The following is a 24,928-nucleotide window of genomic DNA, read 5'->3' on the forward strand; positions in this document are numbered from 1 at the left end:
CAGATGACGCATTTTAACTCCCCCGAGGTTTTACGATATGGCAGATGGCAGCTTGGCAATGGATGCAAAACCCACCGAAGAAATTTCGGTGCGGGATGTCTTTGGCATCGACAGTGATATGAAGGTTAAAGGCTTTGCTGACGCGACTGATCGTGTGCCTGAGATCGACTCAACCTATAAATTTGATCGCGACACCACATTAGCGATTTTGGCAGGGTTTTCTCATAATCGCCGAGTGATGATCCAAGGCTATCACGGCACAGGGAAATCGACCCATATCGAACAGGTCGCCGCCCGCCTGAACTGGCCCGCCGTGCGCGTGAACCTCGACAGCCATATCAGCCGTATTGACCTCATCGGCAAAGACGCCATCAAACTACGCGATGGTAAGCAGGTGACCGAATTCCATGAGGGTATCCTTCCTTGGGCTTTGCGCAATCCTGTCGCCATCGTGTTTGACGAATATGATGCGGGCCGCGCTGATGTGATGTTCGTGATCCAGCGCGTGCTCGAGCATGATGGAAAGCTCACCCTGCTTGATCAAAACGAGATCATTCAGCCGCATAAATATTTCCGTCTTTTCGCAACGGCAAACACTGTCGGTCTGGGCGATACCACAGGTCTTTATCACGGGACGCAGCAGATCAACCAAGCGCAGATGGACCGTTGGAGCCTCGTGGCGACCTTGAACTATCTCAGCCATGATGCCGAAGCCGCAATCGTTCTGTCAAAGGCCCCCCATTACAACACGGCAGAGGGGCGCAAAACGGTCAGCCAGATGGTCACAGTTGCAGATCTCACGCGCACGGCCTTTATGAACGGCGAATTGTCGACTGTGATGAGCCCGCGCACCGTCATCAATTGGGCGCAGAATGCCGAGATTTTCCGCGACACGGGCTATGCGTTCCGTTTGTCCTTCCTCAACAAATGTGACGAGCTCGAGCGCCAGACCGTGGCGGAGTTTTATCAGCGCTGCTTTGATGAAGAATTGCCAGAAAGTGCTGCAAGCGTCAGCCTTGGCTAAGGAAAGACCGACACCCAATGGGCAAGCCCACCGATAATCCAGCCGATCCGTTCAAAAAGGCGCTTGCCGATGCGACACGGGTTTTGGCCAATGACCCCGATCTTGGGGTCAGCTATTCGGTTGACCCACCCGGTGCAAGCAATGACACGATCCGCCTGCCGCAAATCAGCCGCCGCATGAGCCGTGATGAGGTTCTGCTTGCGCGTGGCACGGCTGATGCGTTTGCACTGCGTCATCGCTTTCACAACCCCCGCATTGCCGCGAAATACGAACCCACGGGGCCTATTGCGCGCGATTTGATGACGGCGATTGAAACCGCACGTTGCGAAGCCATTGGTGCCCGCGTCATGCCTGGCACAGCTGGGAATATTGACGCAAAAATCGGCGCAGAGGCGCGGCGCAAGGCCTATGGTGAAATCACCGAGCGCAGCGATGCGCCGCTGTCGACCGCGGCGGGATATATGCTGCGCCAGATTGCAACAGGCCGCCCGCTGCCCCCTGAGGCGCAAAATATCGTAGAGCTGTGGCGCCCCTTCATTGAAGAACGCTGCGGCGAAAGCCTAGATGCCCTCAAAGGGTCACTGGACGATCAAGCCGCCTTTTCGCGCGTTGCGCGGCAATTCATCTCTGATCTGGGATATGCTGACCAACTGGGCGATGATCCCGACCAATTGGACGACCAAGAGGACGAGGACAGCGCCGATCAAGATCAGGATCAAGAAGAAACACCAGACAGCACAGGCGATAGCGAAAGTCAGGAAGATGACAGCGCCGATGCCGACCCAGAGCGTTCGCAAGAAGAACAGCAGGACGCCTCTCAGGCACAGGTGCAAATGGATGAAAACGGCGATGCCGAGGAGGGCGAGGAACAAGAGCTGCCCGATGGGGACGCGCCCGTTGAACCGCCCCAAGCGCCCCCTCATTCGGATGCTGATCCAGATTACACCGTATTCTCAACCGCCCATGACGAGGAAATCGCCGCCGAAGATTTGGCCGAAGCGCAAGAGCTTGAACGCCTGCGCGCCTATCTTGATCAGCAGTTGGAACCTTTGAAAGGCGCGGTCAGCCGCTTGGCAAATAAACTCCAGCGCCGCCTTCAGGCACAGCAAAACCGCTCGTGGGAGTTTGACCGCGAAGAAGGAATATTGGATGCAGGCCGCCTTGCGCGGGTTGTAGCCAATCCTACAACGCCTTTGTCCTTTAAGGTGGAAAAGGATACCGAATTCCGCGACACGGTGGTGACGCTTCTTTTGGACAATTCAGGCTCGATGCGCGGGCGGCCCATTTCCATCGCGGCAATCTGCGCCGATGTTCTGGCGCGCACGCTAGAGCGCTGCGATGTAAAGGTCGAAATCTTGGGCTTTACCACGCGGGCGTGGAAAGGCGGCCGCGCGCGCGAGGAATGGCTTGCACAAGGCCGCGCGCAGCAACCCGGTCGTCTGAATGATCTGCGCCACATCATCTATAAATCAGCCGATGCCCCATGGCGGCGGGTGCGCGACAATTTGGGCCTGATGATGAAAGAAGGCCTTTTGAAAGAAAACATCGATGGCGAGGCGCTGGAATGGGCGCATAAGCGGATGTTGGCCCGCCCCGAAGCCCGCAAAATTTTGATGGTCATCTCGGATGGCGCGCCTGTCGATGACAGCACCCTATCCGTGAACCCCGCGAATTACCTCGAAAAGCACCTGCGCGATGTGATCAGCATGGTTGAACGCCGCCGTGCCGTTGAATTGCTGGCGATTGGCATTGGTCATGATGTAACCCGCTATTACGAGCGCGCCGTGACGATCACTGATGCCGAACAATTGGCAGGGGCAATCACCGAACAATTGGCGGCCCTCTTTGACAATGACCCACGGGCCCGCGCCCGCGTTATGGGACTGCGCAGCGGGGGCGCAAAATCAGGGTTATATCGGTTTGGATAAGCGGGCAGAGTTTCAAAGTTTTGATACTGCCTCCCGCCCCGACCAAGGCACCCCACGCGTGGCTGCTTTGCGTGATTGTTTCCCAAAACTTGGGGTGGATGGTGTTTTAGTGCCGCGCGCCGATGCCCATCAAGGCGAATATGTTGCGCCTTGTGATGCACGGCTTTTGTGGTTGAGCGGATTTTCAGGCTCGGCTGGGTTCTGTGCCGTTCTCAAAGATCAGGTTGGTATCTTTATTGATGGCCGTTACCGCCTGCAGGTGCGCGATGAGGTCGATTTAGACATCTTCACCCCTGTAGATTGGCCCAAAACCAAACTTGAAACATGGCTGCCCACAGCATTGCCGAAGGGCGGCGTGATCGGGTTTGATCCATGGCTGCACACAATGGCCGAGATTGATCGCTTGGCCGAGGCCGTTGCCGGCCATCAGATCACCTTGCGCCCTCTTGCTGAAAACCCAATTGACGCGCTTTGGTCTGACCGCCCGCCGCCGCATGATGGGAAGGCGAGCGCCTATCCACTGCGCTATGCGGGCAGCAGCGCCGTTGAAAAATGTAGCGAAGTTGGGCTTGACCTCGCCGCCCAAGGCGTGAGCGCCGCTGTGCTCAGCCTGCCCGACTCCATCTGTTGGCTTTTAAACATTCGCGGCGCCGACCTGCCGCATCTTCCCGTGGTTCAGGCCTTCGCCATTCTCTCAAGCACAGGCAGCATCACCGTATTTGCCGACCCTGCGAAATTCGTGGATGTTGCTCTGCCCGATCAGGTCACGCTTTACCCTCTTGACCGCTTTGAGGAGCGGTTGCGCCAAGAGGCAAACTCTGGCCCCATCCGCCTTGATCCCAAGACCGCCCCACATAAGCTGCGGATGATTTTGGCCGAGGCAGGGGCAGAAATTGACGAAGGCCCCGAGCCTTGCACCCTGCCCAAAGCGCGCAAACATCCCGCCGAGATTGACGCAACCCGTGCTGCACATCTGCGCGATGGGGCCGCCATGGTGCGGTTTTTGCATTGGTTTGATCACCGCGCCCCTCAAGGCGGGTTGACCGAAATTGAGTGCGTCTGTGCGCTTGAACGCTTTCGCCGCGAGACAGGCGCGCTGCAAGATATCAGTTTTGATACAATCGCAGGCGCAGGCGCACATGGCGCGATTGTGCATTATCGCGTGAGCGAGGCCACCAATGCGCCGCTTGCGCCAAACACGCTGTTTTTGATCGATTCAGGCGGGCAATATCTTGATGGCACCACCGACATCACCCGCACCCTGCCCGTGGGGGATGTTGGGCTTGAGGAAAAACAGGCCTTTACCCAAGTTTTGCGTGGCATGATTGCGCTGTCGCGCGCGCGCTTCCCCAAAGGATTGGCAGGGCGGGATTTGGATGCATTGGCCCGCGCCCCCCTCTGGGCCGCTGGACGCGATTATGACCACGGAACAGGTCACGGTGTCGGGGTCTATCTCAGCGTGCATGAGGCCCCGCAACGGATCAGTCGCGCCTCGGATGTGCCCCTTGAGGTTGGGATGATTTTATCAAACGAACCAGGCTTCTACAAAGAGGGGGCTTATGGGATCCGCATTGAAAACCTGATTGTCGTCCAAGAAGCCGCCCCAATTGCGGGGGGGGATGCGCGGACGATGTTGGAATTTGAAACTTTGACCCTCGCCCCCATTGATCGGCGGTTGGTGGTCAGCCATGACATGGCGGCGGCGGATATCGCATGGCTGAACGAATATCACGCCCGCGTGGCCAAAGCCCTGATGCCGCTGGTGCCGCCCGAGGCGCAGGCATGGCTGCGACAGGCCACTGCGCCCATCGCGTAGTCTTTCCGTTACCTTCCCTAGCTATTCTCAGACCAAGCCTGTATGAGAGGCCTAAGAAGGAGATCTATTCATGACCAACACAATGTCGATTCGCCCTGCATCGGGGAAATATGTTGTGCGCGCAGGCGGCGCGATCGTGGCGGAATCTGCTGCGGCATTGGAATTGAAGGAGGGCGATTTGCCCGCCGTGATCTACTTTCCGCGCGAAGATATCGCCATGGCGCTTTTGGAAAAGACCCAAAGCACCACCAAATGCCCCAAGAAGGGAATGGCCAGCTACTATGCCATATCAACGGCATCAGGGCAGATTGACGATGCGGCGTGGTCTTATGAAGACCCAAAAACGGACGAAGCCCAAGCCATTAAGGGTCATATCGCCTTCTTTACCGACCGCGTCACAGTCGAGCGTATCTAACAGCGTGTCCGTCAGCTGTGCTCTTCAGCGGCAGTGTCCGCCATGGCACGGGTATAGGCTTTGAGCGCATCAATATGGAACACCGCCCCCTCAAGGGCGGGCGGCCCATCCTGCGGATTTTCTTTGATCACGGGAATGTAATCCGCTTCGGTTTTCTCAAAAATCGGCATGATGGTTTCAAGCGTATCCTCAAGCGTCACAAACACCCCTTCCGCAACCTGCGCCAAGAGGGCATCAGCGGGCGCGGCACGCGGGTCAGTCATGGGCCGCATGATCCGCCCTGCCCCGACCATGGCCAACAAATAGGCCTGTGGCCCTGCCGCCAAATGGATGTTTCGCCGTTCAAGTTGGGTCAAAAAGAACGAGCGATCTACAAGGCGGCTGGCAAGGGCCGTGGAAAGGGACACAGAAACCATCACCGCAAGGCCCGTTTGCCAGTCGCCTGTCAGTTCAAACACAATCAACGTGGTTGAGATGGGCGCGCCTAAAACAGCGGCGGCAACCGCCCCCATCCCTGCCAAAGCGTAGAGCGTCACCGACCCTGACATCTCGGGCAGGATTGCGGTCGCGATCAAACCAAAGGCAAGGCCCGTCAGCGCGCCAATCATCAATGAGGGGGAAAACACCCCGCCCCCCATGCGCCCCGCAACCGTGATTGCCACGGCAACCGTCTTGAGAACGGCGAAGATAATCGCCTCATGCAGCACCAATTGCCCCGTGAGAGCGGCGCTCGTGGTCTCATAGCCCACGCCAATGATATGGGGGAAGAAAATCGCCAAGCCGCCCAGTAACGCCCCCGCAATCGCAGGGCGCAAGAACCGCGGCAAGCGCAGGAAATTTTGCACCCGAGTGCCTTGGTGATCGGCCCAAAAGGCCGCGCGGATAAACACCACGGCAACAAGCCCACAGATCAATCCCAACATGAGATAGGCGGGCAGTTCCGCGTAAAAGCCCAAGGCGCTTTCACGACCCAATGTGAACTCCGTCACATCGCCCAAGGTGAGGCGACTGATCACTGTGCCTGCCACACTGGCAATGACAATGGGCGCAAATGCATGCACCGCGAAATGGCGCAAGATCACCTCAAGCGCGAAAAGCGCCCCTGCAATTGGTGCATTGAACGAGGCGGAAACAGCCGCGGCCACCGCGCAGCCCAACAAATCCCGCCCCGTGATCCCATCGGCACGAATAAGCGCGGAGATTTTACTAGAGATTACGGCAGCCAAATGCACCACAGGCCCCTCTCGACCCGTAGAGCCGCCTGAGCCAAGCGTGATTAAGGACGCCGCAGCCGAGGCAACGCCCGCGCGTATCTCAACGCGACCTTCATTCAGCGCGGCCCCCTCAATCACATCCGCCACAGAGCGCACCCGCCCATCAGGCGTAAAGCGATGCAGGATCATCCCCACCAAAAGCCCCCCCAAAATGGGGATCAGCAAAATCAGATACCACGGCAAACTTTCGGCGTAGCTGTGCAAATGACGGATATCTTCGGTGCCATAAAGCGTGGCTTGCAAGCGATCTACACCAAGGCGGAACAAAACCGCCGCACTGCCTGCTGCCCCCCCAAGCACAAGCGCGATAAACCAAAACTGAATTTGGCTTGGGCCTTTGCGGCGCAGGATAAACCATGCCTCCGACAACAAGGCGCGCTGCTGGCGCCATGTTGCTGCCAACATCGCCTTAAGGGGGTGTTGCCCAGATCGGGACGGGTCTTTATCCAACTTACCAGCCTTTGCGCCGCGCCTCTATAACCACCAAAGGCCCAAAGAGGTTGAAATTCAACCCTCTATCAGCTGCGCACCCCCGCAAAGCGGGCTTGCCATTCTTCGCGCTGCTTGTCACTGATCTTTGCGAAAAGAACCTCAGGCACAGTGAAGCCCTGCCCAGCTGGCAGCCGCGAGAGGCCTTCTGCGACATCTTCGGGCCATGCGTAATCTTTGCACCCCATCGCATCCAACATTGCCTGTGCGGCATCTGGGATGAACGGCGCAGACAAGAGCGCATAAAACGGGATGAGGTTCAGAGAAAACCGCGTGATGGCCGCGGCGCGATCTGGATCTTCCTTGAACACCGTCCAAGGGGCTGCAGATTGCAAATATTCATTCCCCAAAACCCAAATTGCGCGCAATTCGGCGGCGGCTTTGCGAATTTCAATCGCCTCCATATGCGCCTGATAGGCCGCAAGGCGGGCCTGTAAATCAGCCATCACTTGGGCCTCTTGTGCGCTGTAGTCGCCCGCCTCAGGGATCACTTCACCGAATTTTGAGCGGCAGAATTTGGTGATCCGACTGACAAAATTGCCCAGAACATCGGCCAAATCCTTGTTCACGCCTGCTTGGAAATTCTCCCAAGTGAATTCGCTATCCGAGGTTTCTGGCGCATGGCTCAGCAACCACCACCGCCAATAATCCGAAGGCAGGATCGACAAAGCCTGATCCATGAACACGCCACGCCCTTGGCTGGTCGAGAATTGGCCGCCATCATAATTGAGATAGTTGAAGGATTTGATGTAATCCACCAGCTTCCATGGCTCGCCAGAGCCTAAGATCGTTGCAGGGAAGCTCAAGGTGTGGAAGGGCACGTTATCCTTGCCCATGAACTGGACGTAACGCACATCTCGCGCGCCCTTGTCTGTGCGCCACCACCGCTCCCAATCATCTCCCTTGCCTGCGTCAACCCATTCTGCGGCGCAGGCGATATATTCAATCGGCGCATCAAACCAAACATAGAAGACCTTGCCCTCCATCCCTGGCCATTCATCCTTGCCCTTTTTAACAGGGATGCCCCAATCCAAATCGCGCGTGATCCCACGATCTTGCAACCCGTCCCCGTCATTGAGCCATTTTTTGGCGATAGAGGTGGTTAGAATTGGCCAATCTGTCTTGCTGTCGATCCACGCGTTCAATTGATCCCGCATAGAGGACTGGCGCAGATACAGATGCTTGGTCTCGCGCACTTCCAAATCCGTTGAGCCAGAAATCGCACTGCACGGGTCAATCAAATCGGTCGGGTCAAGCTGCTTGGTGCAGTTCTCGCATTGATCGCCGCGGGCCTTGTCATAGCCGCAATTGGGGCATGTGCCCTCAATGTAGCGATCAGGCAAAAAGCGGCCATCGGCGTTGGAATAGACCTGCCGCTCGCTCACCTCAGAGATCAGCCCTGCCTCGGCCAAACGGCCTGCAAAATGCTGGGTCAATTCGTGGTTTTGCGGGCTAGAAGACCGGCCAAAGTGATCGAAACTCAGGCGAAAACCCTGTGCAATCTCAGCCTGAACTGCGTGCATTTTGGCGCAATATTCAGCGACATCCATGCCCGCTTTGGCGGCGGCTAATTCGGCGGGCGTGCCATGCTCATCTGTGGCACAGAGAAATAAAACCTCACGGCCCCGACCGCGGTTGTAACGGGCGAAAAGATCAGCAGGCAATTGGCTGCCTACAAGATTTCCCAAATGCTTGATCCCATTGATATATGGGATCGCCGAAGTGATCAGAACACGCTCCATCACGCCCGCCTTGTCTTAGATGATTTCCTTCGCTCTCGCGTCTAACCCAAAGCAAAGCGGATGGCTAGACGGTGCAAAGATGTCAAACAAAACTGGGCGCTATGGATTTCGCACAAAGGCCTGAGGATGCGCGCGTTACACGCCATGCGGCGGGCGGGGCAAGGCGCGCGCGCAGACGTTGCATATGCCATGCGCGCCCCTCTAGGCCTGCAGGCAGATTTCCTGCAAGCGCCCCTTGCATGGATAAGGCCCCATGATTGGCCGCTAAGGAAAAGCGCGTCTCAACCCCTGCTGCGCCCCCATGATGCGGTGTTAAAATCGCGGCGAAAGGCTGCTTTCCCGCATGTTCAGCCGCCAGATGCAAACGGCGGATCGCGGTCAGGTTGGGTGGCTCTAGCACTTCGGCAACCACAGTTTTACAGGCCACGCTGCGCAAAGCCTCCTCCATGCACCATAACAGGTCTTCGCGCCGCTCAGGCGCGACAAAGATCATGCGGGCAGGGTCAATCTCCTCCGCCACGGCCTGCATATGCAGATGATCAGGGTGCCACGCAGGGCGGATCCAAAGCACCGCCCCCTCCATCCGCGCCGCCGCCCAAAGCGCCAGACGCCGCCGTGCGGGGCCGCAAAACTCATGCACCCGCCCAAGCCGCAAATCACACCCCTCGAAAAGGCGCAAAGACGGGTTTGCCCGCGCCACAGAGGCCGTAATGTGATCAAAAGAGGCATGGGTGATTTGCATGAGGCCAGACTAAATGTTCTTCTTTTGTTCTGCAAGAAATTTTCGCACTCCCCTTGCCCTTCTTGGGCATCTCGCTACCAATAACGCGGAAGATAGCAGCGAAAGATAGGATGGGATGCGCAAAATTCAGCTTGGCACCACAGACACAATGATCACCGATTACTGCCTTGGCACGATGACATGGGGCAACCAAACCCCAGAGGCAGACGCACATCGCCAAATGGATATGGCGCTTGCGGCAGGGATCAATATTGTCGACACCGCCGAGATGTATCCCGTTAACCCTGTGCGGGCGGAAACAGTCGGCAATACCGAAACCATTCTTGGAAATTGGAACCACGCCAACCCTGCGCGGCGCGGCGATTATATCTTGGCCACCAAAATCACGGGCAAAAACGCCGCGTTTGTGCGCATGGGTGAGGATATAACAGCCGCAAGTTTTACCGCAGCACTCGATGCCTCGCTCGCACGACTGGGCACAGAGTATATCGACATTTACCAAATGCATTGGCCCAATCGCGGTTCGTATCATTTCCGCCAAAACTGGGGCTATGATCCTTCGGCACAGGTGAAATCCGTGACGCTGGCCCATATGGAAGAGATCTTGGATGCAGCAGATCGGATGATCAAAGCAGGCAAAATGCGCTATTTCGCGCTGTCCAATGATACGGTCTGGGGCGTTGCGCAATGGATGCGCCTTTCCGAAGAGCGCGGCCTGCCGCGTGTGATGTCCTTGCAAAATGAATATTCGCTCCTGTGCCGCCTCTATGACACAGATTTTGCGGAACTGGCCGTGAATGAGCAGCTGACCCTGCTGGCCTATTCGCCCCTTGCCGCGGGCCTTTTGACGGGAAAATACCAAAACGGGGCCATTCCAGAAGGCTCGCGCATGGAGGGTAACGGGGATTTGGGCGGTCGCAAAAGCCCGCGCGTCTTTGATGCGGTCGCAGCCTATCTAGACTTGGCGCAAAAGCACGGTGTTGATCCAGTTCACATGGCTTTGGCCTTTACTGTGCAGCGCCCTTTCTCCGTCTCGACCATCTTTGGCGCAACCACAAGCGCACAGCTTGCCCGCATTCTAGATGGCTTGGATGTGACCCTATCGGGCGATGTTCTGGACGAGATAGGCGCAATCCATCGCGCCCATCCGTTGCCCTATTGATGCGCCTGCGCCTCACCCAAACCGCGCTCCTATTGGCCCTGTGTTTGATCACAGCCTGTAGCCCGCCCATGATGGGGGCAAGACGGGCGGATGCACCGATTGCCTCGACCACGCGGTTTGAAGCCGCACGATTTGCGGGGCCATGGGTGATGCGCCACGCCATCGATAGAACCGCGCCGCGCAACCTCAGCTTTGAGGAAGGCAGTGGCCAAATCATAGGTTTGCGGTATGTGGATGGGTCTGGCCAAAGGATGGCGCTGACCTCGGACGGCCCGCACCCTGCCCGCTTTACAGATGCGCGCGGGCGGGCGCTTTGGGTGCTTTGGGTTGATGATGACTATCGCACCGCATTGCTAGGCGCGCCTGACGGGCGCTTGGCGTGGATCATTGACCGCAGAACAACGGGGGGCGCTGATCGCATTGACGCTGCATTGCGCCTTGCTGCGGCCAATGGCTATGATCCAAATGATTTTATCGCGCTGAACCCATGACTGCACGCTTGCCCTTTCTCAGGAAAGGCGCAATCTGATCGCATGCCAATTTGGATTGCCGCCACCATCTTTGCTGCCTTCATGCAGAACCTCAGGTTTCTGTTACAGCATCACTTGCGCAAAAGTGCGCTGTCGACCGCAGGCGCCACTTGGGCGCGGTTTCTTTACAGCGCGCCCATCGTGGCCTGTGGCGTGATCCTATATGCCCGTATACGCGGGTTTGATTTGCCACAGATCCAACCCCAGTTCTGGGCCTATATCGTTCTTGGCTCATTGGCCCAAGTTCTGGCCACAGCCTGTGTTGTGGCGCTGTTTGGGTTTCGCAACTTCGCAATTGGCGTGACCCTGAAAAAGACGGAAACCATCCTGACCGCTTGCCTCGGTTTGGTGGTTTTGGGCGAAGGCGTATCGCTGTGGGTTTTTGCCGCCATCGTGGTTGGGGTGATCGGCGTTATTTTGATCTCAGACGGGGGGCAAAAGGGCGATGGTCAAACCCTTCTCGCACGCTTTGCCACCAAGGCCGCATTTTTCGGGCTGGCCTCTGGCGGGCTTTTCGGGGTGTCTGCCGTGACCTATCGCGGCGCGATCCTAAGCCTTGAAGGGGGGGATGCGCTGCTGCGATCTGGATTTGCCCTTGCGGTGGCCTGCGCCATTCAAGCCAGCAGTTTGGGCCTTTGGATTGCTTGGCGCGAGCGCGCACAAATTGGTTCTGTGCTGCATCAATGGCGCATTGGACTTGCCACGGGGGCCACCTCACTTTTAGGTTCACTTGGATGGTTCTTGGCCTTTGGCCTGCAAAATGCGGCATTGGTCAAAGCGGTCGGGCAAGTGGAATTGGTCTTTACCTATCTCTTTTCCATCTTCTGGCTCAAAGAACGCAGCACCAAAAAAGAGGTGATGGGATTGGTTCTGATCCTCGCCGCGCTGCTCGCCATTATCCTGCAAGAGGCGTAAGAAAGCGCCATGTTCACAATACCCCTCGCCATTGCGCCGATTTTCGTTCTGATTGCCACAGGCTACGGCCTGCGCCGCGCGGGCCTGCCCTCGGCCGAGTTTTGGAACCTCAATGACCGTCTGGTCTATCTGGTTCTGATGCCTGCCATCTTCTTTGACAGCATTTCTACGGCCGATTTGGGCGCTGCTGCTTTGGGTGGCTTTTCCGCATTGCTCTATGCGGGTTTTTTCGTGGGCATCATTGCGGGGCTCATCGGGGCAGGCTTAATGCGCCACCATGGGCGCGCCGCGGGCAGTTCTTTGGTGCAAGGGGCGGGACGGTTCAACACGTTCATCGCCCTTGCTGTCGCGGGCGCCCTCTATGGGCCTGAGGGGTTGGAGCTTGCGATTTTAGGCGCGGCCATTCTGGTGCCTGTGGTCAACCTAACAGTGGTGACCACGCTTGTCCTCATGTTGCCACAAGAGCGCGGCACGGGGATTGGCGGCCAGATCACGGCCACGCTGAAAAATCTTGCGAAAAACCCTTTGATACTGTCGATTGCCGCTGCCATGGCATGGAACCTTGCAGGGTTGCCGCGGGTGCCAGTTTTTCACGACAGCCTCGAAATTCTGGGCCAAGCGGCCCTGCCCATCATGTTGCTGTGCGTTGGGGCGAACCTCAAACTGCGCGGCCTTTCGGCAGAGGCGGGGCCATTATTTCTTGCAGCCATCGCAAAGCTTGGCTTGTTTCCTGCCGCAATTATGGGGTTGGCTTTGATCCTCGATGTGCCGCCCCTACAGGCACAAATCGCGCTAACCTTTGGCGCGCTGCCAACAGGTGTGGCCGCCTATACATTGGCCCGACAAATGGGAGGGGATGCGCCGCTTATGGCCGCAATGATCACGGTGCAAACGCTGCTCTCCTTCGCAACCATGCCATTGTGGCTGAGCCTTGGGGCGCGGGTTTTCGGTCTGTAATTATTTCAGCGCAACGCCGTGTCGACCTGCCAAATCAGTGAAAAATTGCCATGCCACGCGGCCTGACCGCGCCCCGCGTGTTGCAGTCCACTCAATCGCCTCGGCACGCAACTGATCTTGGGGCACAGCCACGCCATAGGCACGGCAATAGCCGTCAATCATCTCGAAATATTCGTCCTGCGTGCAAGGATGGAACCCAAGCCACAGCCCAAACCGATCCGAGAGCGAGACCTTCTCCTCCACCGCCTCAGACGGGTTTATAGCACCGCTGCGCTCATTCTCGATCATATCCCGCGGCATCAGGTGACGGCGGTTAGACGTGGCATAGAAAATCACATTTTTAGGGCGGCCTTGCACACCACCATCCAAAACCGCCTTGAGCGATTTATAATGTTGGTCATCATGGCTGAAGGACAGATCATCACAAAACAAGATCACGCGTGCAGGGGCCGCGCGCAACAGTGTCAAAAGCCTGCCAATCGTGGGCAAATCTTCGCGCTGCATTTCCACCAATTTGAGCGGCAAACCCTCGGCCACCACGGCCCCATGTGCGGCCTTAACCAGCGAGGATTTCCCCATCCCCCGCGCGCCCCATAAGAGCGCGTTATTGGCGGCATAGCCGCGCGCGAATTGGCGCGTATTGGCCATAAGCGTGTCGCGCGCGCGATCCACGCCCACCAACATTTCAACACCCACGCGCGAAATCTGCGCGACAGGTTCCAAATGATCAGGATCTGCATGCCACACAAAGGCATCAGCTGCACCCCAATCAGGGGTTTGCGCGGCGGGCGGGGCCATCCGTTCTAACGCATCCGCAATTCGGGCAAGCTGCTTTTTCGCCATAGCCATTACTACCGTTTACTCTTTCTGCGCCGCGTCCTTTGCGGATGCTTCATCGGCCTCGTCTTCATCCCATAGGCCTTCGGCCTTGAGGCGCTCCTTACGCTTTTTCTCAACCATGGCGACCAAGAAAATGGAAATCTCGTAAAGCCCATAAACGGCGCTGAAAAGGATCAGCTGCGTGACAACATCTGGCGGGGTTACCAAAGCCGCAACGACCAAAATGCCCACAATCGCATATTTGCGCACATCGCGCAGACCTGCCGCTGAAACCAAACCCGCCTTACCCATCAAGGTCAAAAGCACGGGCAACTGAAAGCACAGCCCGAAGGCAAAGATAAACTTAAGCGCCAGATCAAGCGACTCGCGCACCGAACCGAGAAAGACCGTTTGCAGCTCTTGTGAGGGCGCGGAGGGTTGGAACTCCCCCTCCCCTGCAATCAAGTTGGCCAAGGCAGGGATCGCATCGGAAAACCCGATGAAGAAATTCATGGCCAAGGGCGTAACGATGAAATGCGCGAAGGCAGCCCCTAAGAGAAACAAAAGCGGCGAAGCAATCAAGAAGGGTAAAAAAGCATTTTTTTCAGTCTTATAGAGACCAGGTGCCACAAAGCGCCAAAGCTGATGCGCAATCACAGGGAAAGAAATCGCAAAGCCCGCGATCACCGAAATACGGATCAAGACAAAGAATTTCTCTTGCGGGGCGGTGAAGATCAAACGTGCATCTTCGCCCCGCGCGCGCAAGACATCGGCCAGAGGTTGCGAAATAAATTCAAGCAATGGTTCGGCTACAGTGAACATAATCACCATACCCGCCACAAAGGCCAAAACCGAGCGAATCAACCGCGTGCGCAATTCCGCCAAATGCTCAATCAATGGGGCGGAATGATCTTCAATCTCGTCTTCGCTCATGCCTCATCCGCCTTTTTCGCGCGGGGTTTAGGGGCCGCTTTGGGCGCAGTGGTCTTGGCCTTTGCAGGCGCAGCCTTGGCCCGTGTCGTTTTTGCGGGTTCGGCTTTTTTTGCAGGTGCCTTTTTCGGCGCAGCCTTGGGGGCCGCCTTTGCTTTGGGCGCAGCCCTTTTGGCAGGCGCGGCTTTTGCCTGCGCTGGCGCCTCGCTTGGCGCCTCTGCAGGCTCACTGCGCTTAACGGCAGGTGCGGGGGCTTGGGTCGGATTTCCTTGCGCGCCCGCAGGTTTACCCTGATTGCCCGTCTTCAGCGGCTTGTCGCTATTGAAATCTGCATCCAGATCAAGATCCGCGTTGAGAGATTGCTTGACCTTATCCAGACCATATTGACGCGGATTGGTCAGGGCTTTCATCTCGCGGTTCATTTCGCGCATGCCCGTTTGATCGGCCGCATCATTCATCGCCGAGGTAAACTCGCGCGCCATGCCCTTGATGCGCCCCACAAACAGACCCGCTTTGCGGAACATGACAGGCAAGTCTTTTGGCCCGACAACGATCAAGGCAACAATGCCGATCACCATCAATTCCATCCACCCGATATCAGGCATGGCGTCCCTCTCGTGACAAACCGCGATTAGCGCAGGGTTTCATGATCCAGCCCCGCGCCAATGCGCAAGGCCAAAGACGATCATTAGGCCTTGTCACGCTCATTTTCAGGGGTGACATCGCGCGCGCCCTCACCATCGGCAGCTTTATTTTCAAGCTCCTCGGTGCTGTCTTTGACGCCACGCTTAAAGGCGGTGATACCTTTTCCCACTTCGCCCATCAGGCCCGCGATTTTGCCGCGCCCGAATAGAACCAGCACGACCACCGCAATCAGCAAAAGCCCTGCAGGGCCAATATTGTTGAACATTTCGATCTCCCATTTCAGCGCAGGCTGATGACACAATCCGCACATCAACCGCGCCGCGTTTATATCTTGTCCTCAACGCCACAGCCCCCAAAGGCCAATGCCGCTTGCCCACCAAAGGAATGTCGCGAAATCCTGCGCCGCCTGCAAGGGGCAAAACGCCCCTGCACGCGGGAAACTGATCACGATTGTATAATGAAGGCCCGTTTAGGAAGCTTTGGCCGCAGGAAAGACAAAACATTTCTCGCGGCGCAGGCTCAACCACATCGCGGTGCCTTTCTTGGGCAAAAACACGCCCGGCACTGTGGCACGGATCACCTCGCCGTTGAAATCCATACGAAACTCAACAAGGCTTTCATGGCCCATGAAGCGCGCGCGCTCGACCATGCCGCGTGCTGGCACACCATCGCTGACAGTAGGGTTTGGGCCACGACCACCCCGATCAAAATCAATCTTCACATGTTGGGGGCGAAAGACAATCTCAACCGCCGTGCCATCGGCAAAACCCGGCGCCAAGAATTGCCCGAAGGCGGTGTCGGTCAGCGCCCCATCCACACGGCCAGAGATGACATTCACATCCGAGAAAAACGCCGCCGCCGCTTTGTCCACGGGGGCGTTGTAAATATTATAGGGCGCGCCCTGTTGCACGATATGACCGTTGCGCATCAAGGCGATTTGATCCGCCATGCGCATCGCTTCTTCGGGCTCATGGGTGACAAGAACCACCGCTGTGCCCTCTTCTTTCAGCAATTCCAATGTTTCATCGCGGATGCCATCGCGCAGTCGATTGTCCAACCCCGAAAAGGGTTCATCCATCAGCATCACTTTGGGGCGCGGCGCAAGCGCGCGGGCCAAGGCCACACGCTGCTGCTCGCCGCCCGACAGCATATGGATGCCTTTTTCCCCATAGCCTTTGAGATCGACACGGGCGAGCAATTCCTTAACCCGCGCGCCCACTTCAGGGCCGCGACCCTTTAGACCAAAGGCAATATTTTGCGCCACGTTGAGATGCGGAAAAAGCGCGAAATCTTGAAAGATCAAACCGACCGACCGCGCCTCGGGGGGCAGATGCAGCCCTGCATCGGAGACAGTGACACCATCAAGCGCAACCGTCCCACCCGTTTGACGCTCAACCCCCGCGATGACACGCAATGTGGTAGATTTTCCGCATCCCGAAGGGCCAAGCAAACACATCACCTGCCCAGCCGCCACCGACAAGGATATGCCCCGCACCACTTCCGTCCCATCAAAGACGCAAGAGAGGTTGCTTACCTCAAGCCGCGGGGAATTTTGGCGCGGGACTTGGTTCATAGGGCGATTGCATCCTGATAAAAACACTCAACTTGGTCAGCTATCAGGCACAAGCCCCCCTTTCAAGCGCCGCTTTGCTGCGGCCTCTCAAATGGTGATGGCGTTCTGGCCACCATCCAAGAGCACATTTTGCCCCACCATGAAGCCCACATGTTGAGAGCATAAAAACGCACAAGTAGCGCCAAATTCCTGCGCCGTGCCGTAGCGCCCAACGGGTAGGGTGCCAAAGCGGCGGGTGCGTGCCTCCTCAACACTAATTCCCTCGCGCTCCGCTACGCCCTTATCAAGCGCATCGGCGCGATCCGTGGCGTGGATACCGGGCAAGAGATTGTTGATGATCACCCCTTTGGCAGCAACCTGTCGGGCTGTGCCCGCAACATAGCCCGTCAAGCCTGCGCGTGCAGAATTGGACAAGCCCAATTGTGGGATCGGTGCCTTGACCGATTGCGAGGTGATATTGACCACACGACCCCATGATTTTTCCATCATTTGCGGCATGTAATGTTTCATCAGCGCAATCGGTGTCAGCATATTGGCATCCAGCGCCTTGATGAAATCATCGCGCGTCCAATCCGACCACAAACCTGGTGGGGGGCCGCCCGCATTGGTCACAAGAATATCAATTGCACACGCCCCCGCGATCACATCGGCGCGCGCCGCCTCATCGGTGATATCGGCGGTAATCGCGGTGACTGAAACGCCATAGGTGTCGCGAATATGCGCGGCAGTCGCCTCAAGCGCCTCTGCACCGCGGGCATTGAGCACCAGATCAACCCCTGCCTCAGCCAAGGCTTCGGCACAGCCGCGCCCCAAGCCTTTGGACGATGCACAAACCAATGCGCGCTTTCCCTTAATGCCCAAATCCATAATCTGCTCCCTCGCATTCTTTACCATCTTTCCTTGCGCGCAAGCGCACCTCTGGGGGCAAGTTAGGTGCCTGTTGCTGCCAAATCCAGTCTTGCGTGAGATTTACCTTTCACCAAAAGCGCCGCTTGACCGCGCCCTGCCCCGTTTCTATTGAGAAAAAAGGAGGGTGAAATGGCCAGCTTACCCGCGCAATTAAAATTCGATGTTTATCCTGCCACGCAGTTCTGCGTGGATCGCGGCGCCAATGAAGGCGATGCGCTTGGCACCTTTGACGAGGTGGAGGCAGGCGATATCTACCGCATGCGCAAAGATGCCAGCGCTCTCACCCTTGCCATGCGGGATGATGCCGATGGCAGGCAGTTGGTGGCCGAAGGCAGTCAATTGGGCCGTGCAGGCCAACCCGCCCATTACATCCTGCCGCTGTGCAATCTTGAGCCGGGTGAAGATTATGAATTGGTGGGCTCTGAGGCCGAAACAGCATCGCTGCGCTTTGCTGATATTGCCTGCCTGTCCTTTTTGGCAGGCACGCACCTTACCCTTGCCTCTGGCGCACAAATTGCCGTTGAGGCGCTGCAATAGGGCGATCTGCTGCTGACCCGCGAAAATGGGGCGCAGCCTATTCGGTGGATTGGGCGCACTGTGTTTCGCGGCACAGGCAGCACAGCGCCCGTGCTGATCCGCCAAGGCGCGTTAAACACGGCGCGAGATTTGGTTTTGATGCCGAACCATCGCCTCTTTTTATGGCAACGCCAAGATATGCTTGGCACAGGCCGCGCTGAGGTCATGGTCAAGGCCGCCCATTTGATCAATGGCAGCACCATCACACGGCTTGAGGGCGGCTTCTTTGATGGGTTCCAAATCCTGCTTTATCGTCACGAAATCCTTTATGCCGAGGGTATCGCGGTCGAAAGCCTGATGGTTACAGGACAAACCCACCCCGCCTTGCCCGAAGCGATCCTTGCAACCGCCGCGCCCGATCTGAGCCCCGAATTACGCACCGCGCTTGAGCTTGACGCGCTGGCGCTTGCCCGCGCAGGGGGTGATCCCGCCAAGGCGCTTTACGAGGCCTCACTGGGTGGCAAAAAACGCCCTAACCCATAGCATATTCTCATCACCCTGCCGCATCATCCCCCTTTCCAAAGGGCGCATCGCGCCATATACCGCGCCCCATGTCCGATATATCGCCTTCACCCCTCGCCAATCGCCCTGCCCTGCCGCCTGAAATCGGGCGCAGACGCACCTTTGCGATCATTTCCCACCCAGACGCGGGCAAGACCACGCTGACCGAGAAATTCTTGCTTTATGGCGGTGCGATTCAAATGGCGGGTCAAGTGCGCGCCAAAGGCGAAGCACGGCGCACGCGCTCGGACTTTATGAAAATGGAACAGGATCGCGGCATCTCAGTCTCGGCTTCGGCCATGTCCTTTGACTACCGCGCGTTCCGCTTTAACCTTGTCGACACCCCAGGCCACAGCGATTTCTCAGAGGATACCTACCGCACGCTTACGGCGGTGGATGCTGCCATCATGGTGATTGATGGGGCCAAGGGCGTAGAAAGCCAGACCCAAAAACTCTTTGAGGTTTGCCGCTTGCGCGATTTGCCCATCCTCACCTTCTGCAACAAGATGGATCGCGAAAGCCGCGACACATTCGAAATCATTGACGAAATCCAAGAGAACCTTGCGATTGATGTGGCCCCCGCCAGTTGGCCTATTGGGATGGGGCGCGATTTCTTGGGGTGCTACGACCTGATCCATGATCGGCTTGAATTGATGGATCGCGCAGATCGCAACCGCGTTGCCGAAACGGTCAAGATGAGTGGGCTAGACGACCCGAAACTTGCGGATCACATCCCCGAAGCACAGCTTGCCAAGCTGCGCGAGGAAATCGAGATGGCGCGCGAATTGCTGCCCGCCTTTGATCGCGCCACATTCCTTGCGGGTGCGATGACCCCGATTTGGTTCGGCTCGGCCATCAACTCCTTTGGGGTGCGGGAATTGATGGAGGGCATTGCCGAATTCGGCCCCGCGCCACAGGTGCAAACGGCCGATCCGCGCGAAATTGCGCCAGAAGAAGGCAAGGTAACGGGCTTTGTGTTCAAAGTTCAGGCCAATATGGACCCAAAACACCGCGATCGCGTGGCGTTTATTCGTTTGGCGTCAGGACATTTTGAGCGGGGCATGAAACTGCATCATGTGCGCTCTAAGAAACCGATGGCTGTATCCAACCCCGTGCTCTTCCTCGCAGCTGACCGCGAATTGGCGGAGGAGGCATGGGCAGGCGACATTATCGGCATTCCCAATCACGGGCAGTTGCGCATCGGGGATGCCCTGACCGAAGGGGAGGCGCTGCGCTTTACAGGGATACCCAGTTTCGCGCCTGAATTGTTGCAAGTGGCGCGCGCAGGCGACCCGATGAAAGCCAAACACCTTGAAAAGGCCCTGATGCAATTCGCCGAAGAAGGGGCGGCAAAAATCTTTAAGCCACAACTTGGCTCAGGTTTTATCGTGGGTGTTGTGGGCGCGCTGCAATTCGAGGTTCTCGCCAGTCGGATAGAACTGGAATACGGGCTGCCAGTGCGTTTTGAAGCCAGCCAATTCACATCGGCCCGATGGGTGCATGGCGCGCGCGATAAGGTCGATGCATTTGCGACCGCCAATAAACAACATATGGCGGTCGATAATGATGGCGACCCTGTGTATCTGACGCGCCTGCAATGGGACATTGATCGTGTCGAACGCGACTACCCCGATGTGCGGCTCTCGGCGACCAAGGAATTGATGGTTTAACACCCCGTTTGACCCTTGCCGTGGTTTCGGCTAAGTGCTTGTCCATTCTTGGCAATCTGGCCAAGGATCACGCCGCGGAGCGCGCGAGGATATGCGCTCCTTCACATATGCCAGGTGAGACTGGCCAGAACGGACGCATATGACCAAATTCACCGATCTAAACCTCAATCCGAAGGTTCTGAAAGCTATATCTGAAGCAGGGTATGAAACCCCAACCCCCATTCAGGCAGGCGCAATCCCCCCCGCATTGGAAGGGCGCGATGTTTTGGGGATTGCCCAGACGGGCACAGGCAAAACTGCCAGTTTCACATTGCCCATGATCACGCTTTTGGCACGGGGTCGGGCACGGGCGCGGATGCCACGTAGCCTCGTTCTTTGTCCCACCCGCGAATTGGCGGCACAGGTGGCCGAAAATTTCGACACCTACGCCAAGCATCTGAAACTGACCAAGGCCCTGCTGATTGGCGGGGTGTCATTCAAAGAGCAAGACCTTCTGATTGATCGGGGTGTCGATGTTCTGATCGCAACACCGGGCCGTCTCTTGGATCATTTCGAGCGCGGCAAACTGCTGTTGACGGGCGTTCAGATCATGGTGGTGGATGAGGCCGACCGCATGTTGGATATGGGCTTTATCCCCGATATTGAGCGGATTTTCTCGCTGACGCCCTTCACGCGCCAAACCTTCTTTTTCTCTGCCACGATGGCCCCAGAGATTGAGCGGATCACATCAACCTTTTTGTCTAATCCCGCGCGGATCGAAGTGGCGCGCCAATCCACGACATCCGACACCATCACGCAGGCGTTGTTTTCCTTCAAACCCACCCGCCGCGACACAAGCGCGAAAGAAAAGCGCACCATGCTGCGCGCCGCGATTGCCGCAGAGGGCGAGGGTTGCACAAATGCCATCATCTTCTGCAATCGCAAGGTGGATGTCGATATAGTCACAAAATCGTTGAAGAAACACGGGCTGGATGCCGCCCCTATTCATGGCGATTTGGATCAATCGCAACGCATGCGCACCTTGGATGGGTTCCGCGAAGGAAGCCTTCGCTTTCTTGTGGCCTCAGATGTGGCCGCGCGCGGCCTTGATGTGCCAAGCGTAAGCCACGTGTTTAATTATGACGTCCCCTCTCACGCCGAGGATTACGTCCACCGTATTGGCCGCACGGGCCGCGCAGGGCGTAAGGGCCGCGCAATCACCATCGCGGTGCCTGCAGATGAAAAATATCTCACAGCGATTGAGGCCTTGATTGGCAAGCCCATTCCGACTGATGAGCCCCTACCATGGAGCCCCACAAGCGCGCAAAAGCCTCATGAAGCGGACGCGGCGAATGATGACCGCGACAAACCCCGCCACAGCCGCGGGGGGCGTGGTCGCCGCAAGTCGCACGAGGGCGATGAAGGCAGCACAGCAAAGACTGAAACACACACCGAAGCGCCCAAAGAGGTGTCCGAAGACAACACCCCGCCCCAGCCAACGCCGAGCAGCGCGGCGCCGCGCCCCGAGCGCAGCCATGACCGCCATGAGCGCGGCGGACGCAATCGCGCCGGACAAGGTGGCGGACATCGTGTTGTTGGCATGGGTGAGCATTTGCCAAGCTTCATCGCGCTCAGCTTTGACGAACGCCGCGGGCCAAGCAGCAGCTATGTTCCTGCCGATGCAGAGGATGAGCAGAGCCAAGCTGAGGCGCAAGAGATTGAGACACCAGTGGCCGCCACTGAGGAGGCCCCAAAGCCAAAGCGCAAGCGCAGCCCGCGCAAACCTAAAGAAAAACCTGAGGCGGAAGGGCCAGAAACCCCCGCTGAACCAGTATCAGAAGAATAAAAAAAACGCCCCATCTTGGGGCGTTTTTTTATTCAGCGACAAGGCGGCTGATGATCACGCTGACCTCAGGCTTTTTGCCGATTTCGGCCTGAACAGATTGGCGGATGGCGCGGCGCACCGCCTCCTCAATCTTGTCGTCATCACGGGTGATCTTGCGATCCAGACGCGGCAGAAGATCGGCCAATTCATCCTCGAGCATCTCGGTTAAACTGCCATGGCCATTGCGCAAATGATCTGGCAGGCCACGCAGCTCGACCCACGCATCTTCAATCAAGCTGTCATCCTCATCGACAATCAGCGCCGCAATCACGAGGCCATTTAGGGCCAGTTTCATGCGATCACGGATCACCCCGTCATAGGCGCCCACCCGTGTGCTGCCATCTAGGTAATCGCGCGCGACCTCGACATATTCGACCGCAGCGGGCGCATTGCCTGACAATTCCAACATTGTGCCATTTGGCGCAACAACGCCAAGCATTCCCTTTTCCATGGCAAGCCGCGCATGTTCGCGCAAATGGCGGAATTCACCATGATTGGGCACAAGGATACGCGGACGCAAAATATCATGCATCTTTTCCAAATCGGGGCGATTGGCATGGCCCGACACATGGAAAAAGCCCGATTGTTCATCCACGATCTCTACCCCGATTTCTGCAAGCGCGTTTTGAATGCGCCCCACAGAGACCTCGTTGCCTGGAATGGTTTTGGACGAGAAGAGGAACATATCGCCCTCTTTGAGCTCCATCCCCAAATAAGAGCCGCGCGATAGGGCCGCCGAGGCTGCCCGCCGCTCCCCCTGACTGCCTGTCACAATCAGCATAAGGTTTTCGCGTGGGATATCGCGGGCCTCCTCAACTGACACGGTCGAGGGGAAATCAGTCAGCACGCCTGCCTCGACCGAGGCGCGGATCATGCGTTGCATTGCACGGCCTAGCAGACAGACGGAACGGCCATTGGCCACTGCGGCATCGGCCAAGGTTTTCACCCGCGCAACATTGGAGGCAAAGGTGGTCGCCACCATCATGCCCCGCGCGCGCCCAATCAGCGCTGTGATGGGTTCTGGCAACTGGCTTTCGCTGCGCCCTTCATGGCGCGAAAACACATTGGTGCTGTCGCAGATATAGGCCAAGACCCCCTTCCCTGCGATCTCACCCCACATGGCTTCGTCAAAAGGTTCGCCGACCATCGGGTTCGTGTCGATTTTGAAATCACCCGAATGCACCACGCGGCCATGTTCCGTGTCGATAACAAGGCCCGAGCTTTCAGGGATGGAATGCGAGACGGGGGCAAATTGCACCTTGAAAGGGCCTGCTTCCACCACTTCGGGATAGGCCCCAACGACCCGCACCTGATCAGGGTCGTGACCCGCCTCTTCCAATTTGCGGCGGGCATGGATGGCCGTGAAATTACGGGCGTAAACAGGCGCGCGCAGGCGCCCCCACAAATGGCCGAGGGCGCCAACGTGATCTTCATGGGCGTGGGTGATGAAAATCCCCTCAAGGCGATCTGCACGTTCTTCCAACCACGCGATATCAGGTAGGATCAGGTCAACGCCCGGTTGACCATCCATGTCGGGAAAGCTGACGCCGCAATCGACAAGGATTAAACGCTCCGCACCTTGTTCTCCAACACCATAGACATATGCGTTCATTCCGATCTCACCTGCCCCGCCAAGGGGAAGATAGATCAGCCTGTTTCGATCGCTCATCAGCTTGCCTGTTCCTCGTTATATTTATGGATCACGGTCAGACCATGCATGGTCAGATCATCTTCGATCCTGTCAAACAACACATCGCCCGTAGAGAAGAGCGGCGCAAGCCCCCCTGTCCCAACTATCCGCATCGGGCGGTCGCGCTCGGCGCGAATGCGGTCACAAATACCGCGCACAAGGCCCACATAGCCCCAAAACACGCCCGACTGCATGCAAGCCACCGTATTGGTGCCAATCACCGATTGCGGTTTTGTCACATCCACATGGGGCAAGGCGGCGGCTGCGTGGTGCAATGCTTCAAGGCTAAGATTGACGCCCGGCGCAATGACACCACCCACATAAGCGCCATCTTCGGCCACAACGTCAAAGGTAGTTGCTGTGCCAAAATCCACCACAATCAAATCGCCTCCATGGCGATCATAGGCGCCCGCGGTATTGACCAAGCGGTCAGGCCCCACTTGCGTGCCTGCATCCACCCGTGGCGGCACAGGCAAGAGACACTCAGATTTACCAACCACAAGCGGGCGGCAGTCGAAATAGCGATCACACAAAACGCGCAAGTTAAAGACCACGCGCGGCACAGTTGAGGAGATAATCACCGCGTCAATCTTGGGTTTTAGCCCATAATGATCCATCAAGGTTGAATACCAAACGTAATATTGATCTGCGGTGCGTTGATGCTCGGTTGCGGTGCGCAATGTGCACAGAAATTGCGCGCCATCCCAAAGGGAAAACACCGTATTCGTATTGCCGCAATCCACACAAAGAAGCATCT

General features: G+C 57.3%; 23 protein-coding genes. 12 read left to right on the plus strand and 11 right to left on the minus strand.

Annotated features, from left to right (window positions below; translation table 11 throughout):
• Positions 1-37 precede the first annotated feature (37 nt).
• From cobS to AAC622_RS07315, 4 genes are all read left to right on the plus strand, one after another.
• Positions 38-1,024, plus strand: a complete 987-nt coding sequence (cobS, locus tag AAC622_RS07300) for a cobaltochelatase subunit CobS (protein WP_340243110.1) — start codon at positions 38-40, stop codon at positions 1,022-1,024.
• Positions 1,025-1,041: 17 nt separating this feature from the next.
• Positions 1,042-2,952: a cobaltochelatase subunit CobT gene (cobT, locus tag AAC622_RS07305; RefSeq protein WP_340261151.1), complete on the plus strand. Its 1,911-nt coding sequence runs from the start codon at positions 1,042-1,044 to the stop codon at positions 2,950-2,952.
• Positions 2,945-4,768 (plus strand): aminopeptidase P family protein, encoded by a 1,824-nt coding sequence (locus AAC622_RS07310; RefSeq protein WP_340261152.1) that lies wholly within the window; start codon positions 2,945-2,947, stop codon positions 4,766-4,768. Before cobT ends, AAC622_RS07310 begins: the two co-directional genes overlap by 8 nt.
• Before the next feature lie 70 nt (positions 4,769-4,838).
• Positions 4,839-5,183 carry a DUF427 domain-containing protein gene (locus AAC622_RS07315; RefSeq protein WP_340261153.1) on the plus strand — a complete coding sequence of 115 codons (345 nt, stop codon included), beginning with the start codon at positions 4,839-4,841 and terminating at the stop codon, positions 5,181-5,183.
• Between the two features lie 11 nt (positions 5,184-5,194).
• Here the strand turns inward: AAC622_RS07315 and AAC622_RS07320 are convergent, their stop codons facing one another.
• From AAC622_RS07320 to AAC622_RS07330, 3 genes are all read right to left on the minus strand, one after another.
• A complete protein-coding gene (locus tag AAC622_RS07320) occupies positions 5,195-6,862 on the minus strand; it encodes a chloride channel protein (RefSeq protein ID WP_340261500.1) in 1,668 nt (555 codons plus the stop codon).
• 113 nt (positions 6,863-6,975) lie between these two features.
• Positions 6,976-8,688, minus strand: a complete 1,713-nt coding sequence (metG, locus tag AAC622_RS07325; RefSeq protein ID WP_340261154.1) for a methionine--tRNA ligase — start codon at positions 8,686-8,688, stop codon at positions 6,976-6,978.
• Between the two features lie 82 nt (positions 8,689-8,770).
• Entirely contained in the window at positions 8,771-9,430 is a 660-nt protein-coding gene (locus tag AAC622_RS07330; RefSeq protein ID WP_340261155.1) for an ImuA family protein, read from the minus strand.
• A gap of 115 nt (positions 9,431-9,545) precedes the next feature.
• On the opposite strand from AAC622_RS07330, the gene AAC622_RS07335 reads away from it, so the two are divergent.
• The 4 genes from AAC622_RS07335 to AAC622_RS07350 are packed head-to-tail and all read left to right on the plus strand — an operon-like array spanning position 9,546 to position 12,994.
• The gene (locus AAC622_RS07335; RefSeq protein WP_340261156.1) at positions 9,546-10,592 is read left to right on the plus strand and encodes an aldo/keto reductase; all 1,047 of its coding nucleotides are present in this window, start codon (positions 9,546-9,548) and stop codon (positions 10,590-10,592) included.
• Positions 10,592-11,083 carry a lipocalin family protein gene (locus AAC622_RS07340; RefSeq protein WP_340252058.1) on the plus strand — a complete coding sequence of 164 codons (492 nt, stop codon included), beginning with the start codon at positions 10,592-10,594 and terminating at the stop codon, positions 11,081-11,083. Before AAC622_RS07335 ends, AAC622_RS07340 begins: the two co-directional genes overlap by 1 nt.
• 42 nt (positions 11,084-11,125) lie before the next feature.
• Entirely contained in the window at positions 11,126-12,037 is a 912-nt protein-coding gene (locus AAC622_RS07345) for a DMT family transporter (protein WP_340261157.1), read from the plus strand.
• Between the two features lie 9 nt (positions 12,038-12,046).
• A complete protein-coding gene (locus AAC622_RS07350; RefSeq protein ID WP_340261158.1) occupies positions 12,047-12,994 on the plus strand; it encodes an AEC family transporter in 948 nt (315 codons plus the stop codon).
• Here AAC622_RS07350 and AAC622_RS07355 read toward each other — a convergent pair whose 3' ends face one another.
• The 6 genes from AAC622_RS07355 to AAC622_RS07380 form a co-directional block, all read right to left on the minus strand.
• Positions 12,995-13,837, minus strand: a complete 843-nt coding sequence (locus AAC622_RS07355) for an ATP-binding protein (protein WP_340261503.1) — start codon at positions 13,835-13,837, stop codon at positions 12,995-12,997.
• A 15-nt stretch (positions 13,838-13,852) separates the two neighbouring features.
• On the minus strand, positions 13,853-14,746 hold the full coding sequence (gene tatC / locus AAC622_RS07360) for a twin-arginine translocase subunit TatC (protein ID WP_340261159.1): 894 nt from the start codon (positions 14,744-14,746) through the stop codon (positions 13,853-13,855).
• Complete coding sequence (gene tatB, locus AAC622_RS07365; RefSeq protein ID WP_340261160.1) at positions 14,743-15,348, minus strand: Sec-independent protein translocase protein TatB; 606 nt, start codon at positions 15,346-15,348, stop codon at positions 14,743-14,745. The genes tatC and tatB overlap by 4 nt, the downstream gene beginning before the upstream one ends.
• Positions 15,349-15,431: 83 nt before the next feature.
• Entirely contained in the window at positions 15,432-15,653 is a 222-nt protein-coding gene (locus tag AAC622_RS07370) for a twin-arginine translocase TatA/TatE family subunit (RefSeq protein WP_317656028.1), read from the minus strand.
• Between the two features lie 204 nt (positions 15,654-15,857).
• On the minus strand, positions 15,858-16,961 hold the full coding sequence (locus AAC622_RS07375; RefSeq protein WP_340261161.1) for an ABC transporter ATP-binding protein: 1,104 nt from the start codon (positions 16,959-16,961) through the stop codon (positions 15,858-15,860).
• 87 nt (positions 16,962-17,048) lie between these two features.
• The gene (locus AAC622_RS07380; RefSeq protein WP_340261162.1) at positions 17,049-17,828 is read right to left on the minus strand and encodes an SDR family oxidoreductase; all 780 of its coding nucleotides are present in this window, start codon (positions 17,826-17,828) and stop codon (positions 17,049-17,051) included.
• Between the two features lie 171 nt (positions 17,829-17,999).
• Here AAC622_RS07380 and AAC622_RS07385 point away from each other — a divergent pair, with 171 nt between their 5' ends.
• The 4 genes from AAC622_RS07385 (at position 18,000) to AAC622_RS07400 (ending at position 22,442) form a co-directional block, all read left to right on the plus strand.
• Entirely contained in the window at positions 18,000-18,407 is a 408-nt protein-coding gene (locus AAC622_RS07385) for a hypothetical protein (protein WP_340261163.1), read from the plus strand.
• 12 nt (positions 18,408-18,419) lie between these two features.
• Entirely contained in the window at positions 18,420-18,929 is a 510-nt protein-coding gene (locus AAC622_RS07390; protein ID WP_340261505.1) for a Hint domain-containing protein, read from the plus strand.
• Positions 18,930-18,997: 68 nt separating this feature from the next.
• Positions 18,998-20,617 carry a peptide chain release factor 3 gene (locus AAC622_RS07395; protein ID WP_340261164.1) on the plus strand — a complete coding sequence of 540 codons (1,620 nt, stop codon included), beginning with the start codon at positions 18,998-19,000 and terminating at the stop codon, positions 20,615-20,617.
• A 139-nt stretch (positions 20,618-20,756) separates the two neighbouring features.
• Entirely contained in the window at positions 20,757-22,442 is a 1,686-nt protein-coding gene (locus AAC622_RS07400; protein WP_340261165.1) for a DEAD/DEAH box helicase, read from the plus strand.
• Between the two features lie 28 nt (positions 22,443-22,470).
• Here the strand turns inward: AAC622_RS07400 and AAC622_RS07405 are convergent, their stop codons facing one another.
• Both AAC622_RS07405 and AAC622_RS07410 read right to left on the minus strand, forming a co-directional pair.
• A complete protein-coding gene (locus tag AAC622_RS07405) occupies positions 22,471-24,150 on the minus strand; it encodes a ribonuclease J (protein WP_340261167.1) in 1,680 nt (559 codons plus the stop codon).
• Positions 24,150-24,926: a type III pantothenate kinase gene (locus tag AAC622_RS07410; protein ID WP_317656040.1), complete on the minus strand. Its 777-nt coding sequence runs from the start codon at positions 24,924-24,926 to the stop codon at positions 24,150-24,152. The genes AAC622_RS07405 and AAC622_RS07410 overlap by 1 nt, the downstream gene beginning before the upstream one ends.
• Between the last annotated feature and the right edge of the window lie 2 nt (positions 24,927-24,928).

The organism is Roseobacter sp. HKCCA0882, assembly GCF_037805225.1.
Taxonomy (GTDB): Bacteria; Pseudomonadota; Alphaproteobacteria; order Rhodobacterales; family Rhodobacteraceae; genus M30B80.